This is a genomic window from Bacillus altaicus, assembly GCF_042136375.2.
Classification (GTDB): Bacteria; Bacillota; Bacilli; order Bacillales; family Bacillaceae_G; genus Bacillus_A; species Bacillus_A cereus_U.
On record NZ_CM143394.1, the window covers coordinates 3440389 to 3452789 of the forward strand.

The following is a 12401-nucleotide window of genomic DNA, read 5'->3' on the forward strand; positions in this document are numbered from 1 at the left end:
CCATTACGGTGGTTTTTATGTAATTTATTTAAAGGCTAATACAAGAAACACACTTACAGATTAAAAGTAGTAAGTGTGTTTTTAACATCTACTTAAGCTTTGAAAACGGCTTCATTTTTAAATTAAATATTTCCTCAACCGCTCTTTGATACCCACCACCATTTCGAAGCGACTTTCCAACCGTACGACTATTTTCCTTAAACGTCACATCACACATTACTTTCTTTACAGTTTCACGTAACAATTCAGAAGTTAATTCGTTACGATTAAGTCTTATGCCTGCCCCTACTTCATTTAATCGTTTCGCAACTAATGGCTGATCTCCTGTTACCGGAATTACAACTAACGGAACACCGTAATATAACGCTTCACTCGAACTATTCATACCTCCATGTGTCACGAATACATCAGTATGTTGTAAAACTTCTAATTGTGGCACATAATTATACAACTTAAAGTTATTCGGAATGTTTTCAAATTGATTTATATTTATCTTTTTACCAACGACTAATACGACCGTCGCATCTACATCTTTAAACGCTTCAAAACATTTCTCATACAACACCGGTTGCTCATTAAAAACTGTTCCCATAGAAATGAAAATCACTGTTTCATCTTTTAAATCTTCAATAGGAAAACTACCCACTTCTTTACGAGTAGCAATTGATGGACCGACAAATTTATAAGATTCATCAAATACATCCGAATGCGGCTGATATTCTTTTGAAGTATATACAATAGTAATATCACCAGGATGATTCATAATATCATACAGACTATTACATTTCATTCCATATTGCTCTTTCCATCTTTCCATTCCAACTAAACAAGATTGGTATAGTGGATTAGTTTCATCTATTTGTCTCGATTCTTGCTCATCATTAAAAGTAATGTACTGATTAAAAGCAAAAGTTGTACAAGAAGAAACACTAGGTAATTGTAAAACATTCGCTATAATACGTCCTACTGGAAAATGATTATCGTATATTAAATAATCGTACTTTTCTCCTTTCGCTTCTTCTACTATTTGAGTAACAATACGTTCTGATGCTTCCATCATATGAGATAGCATCGTTAAAGGACTACCACCTTCATTTACTCGTTCCATAATATTGATTTGCGAAAGAAAGTTTTCAAATGCTCGAAATTCAGCACCTGTTGCTTCAACCTTTTTTCTGTAATCTTCAACACAATATGACACGACTGTTTCCCCACGCCGAATTAGCTCACTAACAACTGCTAGCGTCGGATTAATATGGCCTTCTCCAGGAAAATTTATTACGAGTACGTTCGCCATAACATTCTCTCCTTTCCATCTAACAAAACTTAATAATTAACCAAGTTAATTAATTTAAATCTATTATAAAGGAATCTATTCTACTTCTTCATATGTTTCTCTTCATTTTATTATTGAGAAATATTTTCTATATCCCGCACTATTACGATTACAAAAGCTTATAAATGAATACTTATTTCCCCTTTTGCTCTCCATATCCTATTAAATACGTACTTTACATTCGAGCATTTTTACACGTTAATCACTCGAAGAATTATTTTGATAATTCATACAAAACTAGAAAAATATAATTTCCATTCTAATTTCTCACTATAAATTTATTTATGTTCTGTATTATCCCCTATCATTATCCACGTAGTACATAATCTGTTATATAATCAATTTATAGAATTCACAGAAAAATGAGGGGTTTTATGCTACAACAACTCTTCACTTCACCTATCCTATCTGTTCAAGCACTACATCCAGGGTATGAAGACCATGCAAGCGACGTATTTCTTGTTAAAACAGAAGCTGAAGAAGTTATTGTTCGCTCTTCAAAAATGACTGAAGAGCCAAACAATGATTTTTGGTGGGGATGCAAAAACCTTTTTGGAATTGATCCAAGGAATGTACATCATTTAGAAACAATACACGCATTATTGAAAAAGCATACTACCTTACCCATCCCGACTATTTTGCAAAAACATGTTTTAAATGGACGAGAGTATGTTATCGTCGAAAAACTAACCGGAAGTACGCTGCAATCATTTTTCGGACAACCTGATTCTATTTTATTCATCCTTGGAAAAGGACTAGCAGAGATTCATTCATTTAAAGCTAATTTCACAGGAAACCCTTCTGGTGCTTTCCAAGTTCCACTAGAAGAATTTAAATCTCACATTTTAAAAGTAAGCAAGAACCTTGTAAATATGTTTTATTCCGATAATATGAGTATACATAACGCATTTCATACTTTTGAGTCACAGCTCTCTTCCTTGCCGTCACCGAAGGAATCTACACTTGTTTTAATTGATATGGATCCTACTCAGTTTTTATCAGATGGAGAATCTATTACTGGTTTAGTAGATACCGAAGCTTATGCAATTGCCCCACGAGAGTTTGATTTTATTGGATTAGAATATGTACTTACAGAAAAAGAAGCACATACCTTTAAAAAAGGTTATGAGACTATTATGCCTATTCCTCGTCTTGAAGAATGTAGACAGCCTTATCGATACTTATATCAATTATTATCTGTTCAAGGTAGTGTGGAATTAGAAAAGTGGTTATGTCACCCATCCTATTTTTAAATATGATTGAGAGGGATTATGAAATGGATATTCAGAAAAAGAACTTTTTAGTTGAAAATGAAATACAACAGCTGAAAGATTTAGCTCATGTTTGCGGGCAACACGATAAAATTGATTACTCGTCAGATTTGCATGTCAAATTTTTAACTGCCCGTAATAAAGAAGTGGTAAATGATTTTCTATTTTATGATGATACTCAATTAATCGGTGCATTAAGTATGTACGACTTTGAGAGACCAACAAAACTGGAGTTAATAGGGTTTGTTCATCCGGACTATAGGAAACAACATATAGGCACTACTCTTTTACAAACCGCAATGAAAGAAATACAAAAAAGAGAAGCAGATGAAGCGCTTCTTATAGTTAATGGTGACTCTATTTCAGGGAAATCATTTGCAAAACAAATAAACTTGCCTTATGTATATAGTGAGTACGGTATGGATTGCAAAATAAACGAAGTACAAAAAACAATGAAAAATAATATTAACCTTACCGTTGCATCTTCTGAATTACTTCCTGACCTTATAGAAATCGCTAGTAAAGCTTTTGGAGATTCGGCAACAAATACGTCCACATGGCTACAAAAAATGATGAAGTCACCTTCTCATCAAGTTTACATTGCTTTTATTAATGAAAAAGCAATTGGAACGATTACCGTTACTGAGCAAGAGCAATCTACTACACTATCAGGATTCGCAGTTCATCCTTCTTATCAAGGTAAAGGATATGGTAAAGATATTCTTAGTTATATGGTACATACACTTATTACAGAAGGAGTTTCAACAATTAAATTAGACGTCGAAACGAAAAATAACAATGCTTTAAAACTCTATACACAATGTGGTTTTGAAATTAAAACGAAGCATGACTATTATAATTTAATGAATCTTGAGCAGAATACATATGTCTAAAAAACTAATTTATTCTGATTATGATATTTTTGCAGACATCTATAATAAGCATTGGGGACATTTTGCAGAACACTCCTATCCAGCCTATCATAAATTCATTTTACAAGATGCCGCTTCCCACTCCCGTATATTAGACCTTTGCTGCGGGGCTGGTCATCTTACTAGGAAACTAATTGATAATAATTTTATAGTAACTGGTATAGATGGTTCTGCTCAAATGATCGAACACGCACGTCAAAATGCGCCAGATGCAACCTTCATCGTCGATGATGCTCGCTATTTCAATATAAATGAGCAATTCCACTACGTCATCTCAGCCGGTGATAGCTTAAATCACATTATGAAATTAAACGAGCTAAAAGACGCTTTTCATCATGTTTATTCGGCATTATATGATGGAGGTACATTCGCATTTGATATGAATACAGAAAAAGGATTTCTTGAAAACTGGAGTGCTTCGTTTCATATTTCAGAACGAGAATATGTTTGTACCATTGATTCCACGTATGATAGTGAAAGTAACAGAGCGGAAATGAACTTCATACTATTTAAACATGACATAGATGATAGTTGGAAAAGAAGTGACTTTTCTTTTGAGGAAGCTTGTTACTCCAATGAAGAAATAATTTCTTCGTTGGAATCTGTAGGATTTAAAAACATTCAACTACACGGTATAAATAGAACATTTTTCATTTGTCAAAAATAAAAAAACTGAATCATATCGATTCAGTTTTTTCTTAATATATTTACAACCGCAGTCGTTTCATCATTTTCTTTATAAACACGTGGAATTCTTCTGTCTAACATACATGTAACTTCATAGTTAATTGTACCTAACATATCAGCTATTTCTTCTACTGCAATCTCTTCTTCACCTTGTTTGCCGTAGAATACAACTTCGTCTCCTACTTGTACTGGCATTGCATTTGTAACATCTAGCATAAGCTGATCCATACAAACACGACCAATAACAGGTACTCTAACTCCATTAATTAATGCATGCCCTTTATTAGATAACTGACGATTATAACCATCAGCATAACCAATTGGTACAGTTGCAATCCATTCTTCACCCGTTGTTACATACGTATTTCCATAGCTAACACCACGATTTTTCTTCGCATGTTTAACATGAGCTACTTTTGATTTTAAAGACAACGCTGGCTGTAAGCAAACAACTGTATGATCCACTTCTCTTGAAGGATACATACCGTAAATTCCAATACCGACACGAACCATATTTTGAAATGTGTTACTAAGTTCCATTGATCCTGCACTGTTTGAACTATGAATATATGGAAAATGAATTCCTAATTCTTCCGCTGTATTTACAGCTTTCTCAAACAAACTTGTTTGCATATTTGTATAAGTTTTATCTATTTCATCAGCGGTAGAGTAATGTGTAAACATCCCTACTACTTCTACATATCGCATACGTTTTAACTCTTCAAAAAACGGTTTAACTTCTTCTTCCTGTAAACCAATACGGCTCATTCCTGTATCAATTTTCACATGAATTCGCACTTTCTTTTGAAGATGGTTTGCAACTTCATCTATACCATGTAAATCTTCTACTCTATAAACAGTCATCATAACGTCATATTGAATTACATCTTCTACAGCTGCTACTGGTGTATATCCTAAAATTAAAATAGGTATAGTGATTCCAGCTTCTCTTAATTCAATTGCTTCATCTACAAATGCTACTGCAAGTTGGTTTATTCCTGCTTCAATAGCCGATTTCGCAACTTCAACTGCCCCATGACCATACCCATTCGCTTTTACAGCAGCCATCATTGCAATATTTTCATCATTCACACGTTTTTTAAATTCTTTTACATTATGTTTTACAGCATTTAAGTCAACTTCAACAATTGTATCTCTTCCATATTTCAAGCTCATTGGTCTAACTCCTAACTCAATAATTACATTCCATTCTATTTCACGTTTCATATGACCTTTTACAATATAATACTTTTCACTATGCTAGTCAAACTACTAGAATTTTCGGAATTTTGAGTACGATATAATACCCTTAAGAAACTATTATATACGGAGGCGAAAATAATTACAATGTTTGTTCCATCTGCATTGAATCAAGTTAAAATTGCTATCGATACTTCCATTCAAATACTGAACCAATATACTGAAAGTGATTTGAAAATACAACCAATTGAATCAAAGCGGTCATTATTTGAAATGTGTACACATCTTTCCCTTATTTGCCATGCTGATTTACTCATATTAAATGGTATTACAGAAAAAGAATTACATACCTTTTATATAGAACAAACACCAGAAACAATTACTCAAATGCAACAAACGATGATACAAGGGTACGATTTACTTTCTAAAACTTTTTTATCCTATTCCAATGAAGAATTAGCGGAAATTATGACTGCTTATTGGGGTATTTCTTACTCTCGATTCGAATGGTTGCTTGAAATCGTTGCACATTTTTATCATCATCGCGGGCAAATTCATATTTTATTAGTTGAGCATATTAAAGATCCTTGCATTCCTTTATTCGAATAAAAAGAGTGGAAACAAAACCAATAAAGAGTATCAATCCTAATAAAATAAACGTCTGAGCATAGTCCCCTATTTTCATAAGATAAATAGAAATAATAGGTCCTATACTAGTTCCTAAAAATAAAATGAAAGTATAAATAGAAACTGCTATTCCCCTTGATTTCCCTCCTAATTGGCCGACAAGAGAAACTAAAGACGGAACGGATATAGCAATACCTATTACAAAACAGACGCTCATCATTACAAGTAGCGGCAGGTTCGAAATAAAGCCCATTGAACTTAGACTAAAAATAGAGAACAACAATCCGCCCTGAAGAACTTGCCTTACTTCGAACCTCTTTGTTAAACGACCCGTAAGTGGTGACAGCAACATACCAAATAGCCCTGCTAAGCGAAAATAAAGAATTTGTTCTGGAGTTAAATTGTAAGTAGGAGAGCTCAAATAATTCCCTAAAACAGTATACATATTAACAAAAGCCATTAATAAAACAAAAGCAATCATATAGCTCAATACTAAACTTTTATGTGTAAAGACTTTACCCATCTGTTTAATGGGTCCCAAAATATCAGTATAGGACTGAGACGTTTCCCCTTTCGGAAGAAAATAATGGATCCATACAGCAGTAATGATATAGACAATGCTAAGAAGAAAGAACACCATATGCCATCCAAAATGCTGACTAACAGCAGTACTTATTACTTGCCCTGCAATTCCAGCTACTAAAAAACCGGTACTAACAAATCCTATTGTTGTAACCTTTTTTTCTACTGGAAACATTTCTACAACGTAAGCTAACGCTACTGGAGAAAATGTAGCTGCTGCTATACCCTGTAATCCTCGAAGAATAACAAGCCAAAATAAACTATCAACAAACCCTAATAAAAAAGAAACAATCGACAGCGCAAGTAATCCGATAAAAATCACTTTCTTCCGCCCATATTTATCAGAGATTGCCCCAAATAACAAACAACCTATAGCAAAGCCTACAGAAAATATACTGCCTGTAGCCGCAGATTGCGCTAATGAAACCTTAAAAAGGTCTGAAAATAGAGCATTTAAAGGAATCGTCACATATAGGCTGGACATAACTACCATACCTGCCCAACATAACACCGCTGTCATTACTGCATAATTCCTTTCACTATTTACTTCTTTTGATATTTCCATCATAAAATCTCCCCCTTACAATGATTTTTCCCATCGGTTTAAAACATCTGAAGCAAATTACTCAAAATGACATTCCTTCAATACTCACTTAATTTGTTTACGTTAAAAGACACATCACCACCTTGATCAAATTAGCTAAACATATAATAAGGTAACCTAATTATATGTTTAAATAAAAAAGTTGACTCTCATAATCAACTTTTTTATCTGCCTTCCCCTAATTTCTTCTGCATAGTTACTTGCATTTTATTTAATAGCTTCTCTAAAACTTGACGCTCTTCTTGATTAAAGTCATCAACTAACGAAGCGCAAGATGACCAAAAAGTTGGTAAAGAATGCGTAACTAGCTCTTTTCCTTTTGGAGTAATTTTCACCTTTAATCTTCTTCGATCTTCAGAATGATGGAATCTTACGATTAACTCTCGTTTCTCCATCCAATCTAATAAGCCAGTGACAGAAGCACGTGTAATCCCTAATCGGCTCGCAATATCCGAAGGACTCATGTTCACTTCTTCCCCATTCGCTTCCATTTCACGCAGAATAAATAACAGTAAAAAATCTAATTTACTTTCCGAAATACCAAGCGGAGCTAAATCTACGTCAACAGCATCAAGAACATTATCAGACGTCCATAACATTAACAAACCAAGTTTTGCTGCGATTGGATCCGTATCCGCTGATGCTGTCTTTTTTATTAACTCTACATAAGGCTCAATCCCTAAAGGAAGAGAATCTTTTCTTGAATCCATTCATCTTCACTCTCCTTTCCCTTCAATTAATTAGCTTACCTAACTACTTTTCATTATACTCACATTCTTCCTTTTATTGCAAGAATATTGTGAGACAAAAAAATCCTGTTATTAAAACAGGATTTTTTTAAGCTGACTAATTATTTTTTCAAATAATCCCAAACTCTTTTAAAGCAAAAGAAACACCACCTTCACTTGATTTCTTTGTAACGAAATCTGCTCTTGTTTTTAACTCTTCTCCGCCATTCCCCATCGCAATTCCCAGTCCTACATACTGTAACATCTCAACATCATTTCCACCGTCACCAAAAGCAATTGCTTCTGATTTACAAATTTTCAGATGTTCCAATACCTTTTGAATTGCAGTTAGCTTCGATACTTTATTATCTTCCAACACATTCATAACGTAACCATGAAAACGTTCAAACGTAAGTGCTGGATATCTTTCAAAGAATTTTTGAGCTTCTGTTTCATCAGCATACAGACATACACAATAAATCTCTTCCGACAAGTTTCTAACTTTGTCAGGATACCGCTCTAAATTTAACGTTTCATTTAATGCTCGTATTACACGTTCGTCTTTTGAGGCAATACCATTCATTACAAATTCTTCTGTAAAATAAGAAACACTGTGACCATGTAATTCAGCGAAATTTGAAATGTCATGAACAATTTCAATTGAAAGTACCGATTTATGTATAACTTCATCAGCACATTTTATATGTGCACCATTTGCAGAAATAAACGTATTTATGCCCAGCTCTTTAAATTGTGAACATAAGCTATATGGTCTCCCGGTTGTAACAACTACGTGAATCCCTTTATCTATTAACCTTTGTATCGCTTCTCTTGTACTTTCGTGCATACTTCTATCAATCTCACTTAAAAGGGTACCGTCAACATCAAAAAATACAACTTTGTACACAGGTCCTTACATCCCGTCCAAATGATTCGTATCATTTATGAAATGTACCGTTTTTTGTGCACCCTCAATTTCAATCAAACTAATTCCCGTATCTCCCATTTTAAAATAATAGTCCATTGAAATTGGCATTTGGAAAAACGCTCGAAAAATACTAGTTATTACACCACCGTGTGCAACAATTGCAATCCGTTCATATGTATTTTCTGTCACGATTTTAGAAAAGATTCCTTCTATTCTCATTCTAAATTCAATAAATGATTCCCCGTTTTCAAACCGATCATGAAGAAACTTTGGCTCTGGATATTTTTTCGCTTCTTCAAATGATAAACCTGCTTGCACTCCATTATTGAACTCCATTAATTCCTCTTCTAGTTGAATTTGGCATCCGATTTCTTCTGCTAATGTTTCACCAGTTTCTCGAGCACGTTTTAATGTGCTTGCCCAAATGAAATCTGGTGGAAAGTCTGCTTTCACTTTCTGTACAAGTCTTTGTACTTGCTGTCTTCCCTTTTCTGTTAATTCAAAGTCAGCTCGACCTTCATGTACATTTAAAATATCAGCTTCCGATTTACCATGACGTATTAGTAGTATTTGCATGTCTATCCCACTCCTTGTTTAAAATTCACAAAATTCTATTATATCATATTTTAGGATTTCAAAAATAAAAAAGGAACGATTTCCCGTTCCTCACCCATTCACTTTCTCTGCATCATTCCAATAATACTTACTAAACGCTTCCGTTAACACATCAATTGTGTTATATAATTCATCTAACGTATTATCAACACCACCAACTTCAATTAACATCGCATTTTTAGATAAATCTTGGTTATAAACGCCATTTCCATCTTTTTTATACTTCGGAAAAATCCCTCTACTTAATCCGTAATAGTTTTCATCTAAATAACTATTGATTGCCCTTGCAATTTTTTCATTTTCAGCAAGCCCTTCATTTTCCATCCCAATTATAAAATATAATCTTGCATACGATTTCCCGTTAATTACTTTTGTTGTTACCTTCTTCCGCTGATCATCACGGTGTATATCAATCGGAAACGCAATTTTATTATTTTGTGCTAATGTTTCTTTTACATATCCATGAGACGCTTTATATGATTGCGGCCATTTCCATTTTTTACTTGCTAATAAATCCCCCATATTCGTTTTATCATGAATTACCGGAATTCCTTGTCCTTCAAGTTGTTCTTTCATACGTTTCCCTAGTAAGGATACATTTACATCCGGACTTGATGGATCGGTAGCCCCTGGTAATAACGGAAAGAAGGATTCCCAGCTATGTGTATGATAAATGTATACTGCGCTTTCTCCTTTTTTCGTTCCGTTCTTTTTCTGCACTGGATTTTTCTTTTCCGCTTCTGTAACTTTATCTTTTGCTACTTCTCGCTCTTTCGTTATTTCTTCAATCGGTACACTAGATTCATTTGGGATATTCGTAAAGTTTGTCCCTTCCCCAGCTACGATAATATTCGAGTAATACTTTGACATACCAGGTACTTCTTTCCCGACAAATGTTCTTAAATCTTTTATTTTCAAATCTGTCGCAATAGAGAACATTAAATTCCCAACTGATTCTCGTTTATTTTGCTTAAAATAATCAAATCCATAATAGCGATTCTCACTTTCTATCATTTGAACAAAACCTTGCATAGATACTTTTCCAAACCATTGATTCGCATAATTCGATTTCATTGTATGTAAAAGTGACGTCAAAATCGACGCAATAATAATTACTATTAGTGCATATAAAAAGAGTAACGAAGCTAGTTTTTTCCCATGTATACGAGTTGCATACTTTCTCACTGTATCACCTTCTTTATACATGGATATGTACAAGCCTTTCGTAATATACGCACAAAAAAGAGAAATGGCATCCCATTTCTCTTCCTCACTCTTATAGTTATTTTTCTGTATCTGACGAAGGTAATTTCTTCGCTTGTTTCTCTTTGAAAATTTCTCCAATCGCACCAAGAGTACCAAGTGTTTCAATTGCATTAGACGGAATAAAGACTTTATTTGCTGGCCCTTTTGCAACCTCAATCAATGATTCAAATGATTTATAAGCAAGTACGCGCTCATCTAAATCTGCTGCGCGAAGTAATTCAATTCGGTTTTGTTCTGCTTTTGCAATTTCCTCAATCGCTCTTGCTTCCCCGTGCGCTTCTAATTCTTTTGCTTCTTTTAAACCTTCAGCTTCTCGAATACGCGCTTCTTTATCCCCTTCAGCCATTAAAATTTTACTTTGTTTTTCCCCTTCAGCACGAAGGACTTTATCTTGTTTTGCTGCTTCAGCTTCTAAAATGATCGCACGTTTATTACGTTCTGCTTTCATTTGTTTTTCCATTGATACTTGCACATCTTTTGGTGGGTTAATATCGACTATTTCGACACGCTCAATACGAACGCCCCATTTTTCTGTCGCTTCATCAAGTGCTAAACGAATTTCTGTTGAAATTTTTTCACGGCCTGATAATGTTTCATCAAGCTCCATTTTACCAATAATTTGACGCATTGTTGCAGATGTAATATTACGAACACCATATTCATAGTTTGAAATACCATATGTCGCAAGCTCTGGTTCAACAATTTGATAGAAAATAATTGTATCAATTTCTACTTGTACATTATCTTTCGTAATTACCTTTTGCGGTGGTACATTCGTTTGTTGAATACGTAAATCGTGATATACACGAACACGATCTACAATTGGGATTAAAATATTTAATCCTGGGTGCATAATCCGTTGAAATTTACCAAACCTTTCAACAACCCCAACTTTTTGCTGAGAAATAATTTTAATCGTCAATGCAATAAATACAACGACAATCAATGCGAAAATAATCGTTAACGTTAATGCTACTACCATATTTATTCACTCTCCTTTTTCACTTGTAAAATAGTACTATGCCTCTTTATAACAACGACTTTTTCTCCAGCATCAATAGGAGTATCCGAAATAGCTGTCCAAGTATCTCCATCCACTTTCACAATACCGTTCACTTCACTTGTAATCGTTTGCATAACAATTCCATTTTTACCAACCAGTTTATCTACTGTATCAGTAAAACCTTTTGCTTCTCGAAAGTTTTTTGAAATTCTTTTCGTAAAGAAAGTCAATGTTAAACTTACAATCGCCCCAACAACAACTTGTAAAAATAGTGCATCAGGAGCAAACAAAGCAATAAGACCTCCGACAACAGCTCCAATTCCAAGCCAAAGCATGTAAAACGTAATCGACAACATTTCTGCAATAAATAAAATACCCGCTATTATAAACCAAATCACCCATCCAGCCATATGCAACCCTCACTTTCTTTCTCATTTTCTATATGTATATGAAGAAAAGAATGGTTTATCCGCCCTTTCTCATAGAGGGGGCGTTTGCTACAAGCTATTATATGTATTCGCTGTTACAACAAGCATTAATAAAATACTATATTAATATATTCTTCATTATACATGAAAATTCCTTTCAAAAAATGACAAAAAATTTAATTCTTTCAAAAAAA

The 12401-nt window shown here is 34.0% G+C and carries 13 protein-coding genes; 4 read left to right on the forward strand and 9 right to left on the reverse strand.

Annotation, left to right across the window (positions count from 1 at the left end):
* Nucleotides 1-88 precede the first annotated feature (88 nt).
* Complete coding sequence (locus tag ACE38F_RS17850; RefSeq protein ID WP_375370713.1) at nt 89-1297, reverse strand: macrolide family glycosyltransferase; 1209 nt, start codon at nt 1295-1297, stop codon at nt 89-91.
* Nucleotides 1298-1710: 413 nt separating this feature from the next.
* Between ACE38F_RS17850 and ACE38F_RS17855 the strand changes: the two genes are divergently transcribed.
* The 3 genes from ACE38F_RS17855 to ACE38F_RS17865 are packed head-to-tail and all read left to right on the forward strand — an operon-like array spanning nt 1711 to nt 4206.
* Nucleotides 1711-2589: a nitrate reductase gene (locus ACE38F_RS17855; protein WP_375370712.1), complete on the forward strand. Its 879-nt coding sequence runs from the start codon at nt 1711-1713 to the stop codon at nt 2587-2589.
* A gap of 23 nt (nt 2590-2612) precedes the next feature.
* Nucleotides 2613-3500 (forward strand): GNAT family N-acetyltransferase, encoded by an 888-nt coding sequence (locus ACE38F_RS17860; RefSeq protein WP_375370711.1) that lies wholly within the window; start codon nt 2613-2615, stop codon nt 3498-3500.
* Entirely contained in the window at nt 3493-4206 is a 714-nt protein-coding gene (locus ACE38F_RS17865; protein ID WP_375370710.1) for a class I SAM-dependent methyltransferase, read from the forward strand. Before ACE38F_RS17860 ends, ACE38F_RS17865 begins: the two co-directional genes overlap by 8 nt.
* 20 nt (nt 4207-4226) lie before the next feature.
* On the opposite strand, the gene alr is transcribed toward ACE38F_RS17865, so the two are convergent.
* Nucleotides 4227-5402, reverse strand: a complete 1176-nt coding sequence (alr, locus tag ACE38F_RS17870) for an alanine racemase (protein ID WP_375370709.1) — start codon at nt 5400-5402, stop codon at nt 4227-4229.
* 171 nt (nt 5403-5573) lie between these two features.
* Here alr and ACE38F_RS17875 point away from each other — a divergent pair, with 171 nt between their 5' ends.
* The gene (locus ACE38F_RS17875; RefSeq protein WP_016104636.1) at nt 5574-6035 is read left to right on the forward strand and encodes a DinB family protein; all 462 of its coding nucleotides are present in this window, start codon (nt 5574-5576) and stop codon (nt 6033-6035) included.
* Here ACE38F_RS17875 and ACE38F_RS17880 read toward each other — a convergent pair.
* The 7 genes from ACE38F_RS17880 to ACE38F_RS17910 form a co-directional block, all read right to left on the reverse strand.
* Nucleotides 6004-7200, reverse strand: coding sequence for an MFS transporter (locus tag ACE38F_RS17880; protein WP_375370750.1), 1197 nt, complete (start codon nt 7198-7200; stop codon nt 6004-6006). The genes ACE38F_RS17875 and ACE38F_RS17880 overlap by 32 nt on opposite strands.
* A gap of 203 nt (nt 7201-7403) precedes the next feature.
* Complete coding sequence (locus tag ACE38F_RS17885) at nt 7404-7949, reverse strand: MarR family winged helix-turn-helix transcriptional regulator (protein ID WP_215556120.1); 546 nt, start codon at nt 7947-7949, stop codon at nt 7404-7406.
* A gap of 148 nt (nt 7950-8097) precedes the next feature.
* On the reverse strand, nt 8098-8874 hold the full coding sequence (locus tag ACE38F_RS17890; protein WP_375370708.1) for a Cof-type HAD-IIB family hydrolase: 777 nt from the start codon (nt 8872-8874) through the stop codon (nt 8098-8100).
* A 6-nt stretch (nt 8875-8880) separates the two neighbouring features.
* Nucleotides 8881-9471 (reverse strand): histidine phosphatase family protein, encoded by a 591-nt coding sequence (locus ACE38F_RS17895; RefSeq protein WP_375370707.1) that lies wholly within the window; start codon nt 9469-9471, stop codon nt 8881-8883.
* Between the two features lie 90 nt (nt 9472-9561).
* Nucleotides 9562-10695 carry a stage II sporulation protein P gene (gene spoIIP, locus ACE38F_RS17900; protein ID WP_375370706.1) on the reverse strand — a complete coding sequence of 378 codons (1134 nt, stop codon included), beginning with the start codon at nt 10693-10695 and terminating at the stop codon, nt 9562-9564.
* Between the two features lie 97 nt (nt 10696-10792).
* Nucleotides 10793-11758: an SPFH domain-containing protein gene (locus ACE38F_RS17905; protein WP_375370705.1), complete on the reverse strand. Its 966-nt coding sequence runs from the start codon at nt 11756-11758 to the stop codon at nt 10793-10795.
* A 2-nt stretch (nt 11759-11760) separates the two neighbouring features.
* A complete protein-coding gene (locus ACE38F_RS17910; RefSeq protein WP_341306985.1) occupies nt 11761-12189 on the reverse strand; it encodes an NfeD family protein in 429 nt (142 codons plus the stop codon).
* Nucleotides 12190-12401: the final 212 nt, after the last annotated feature.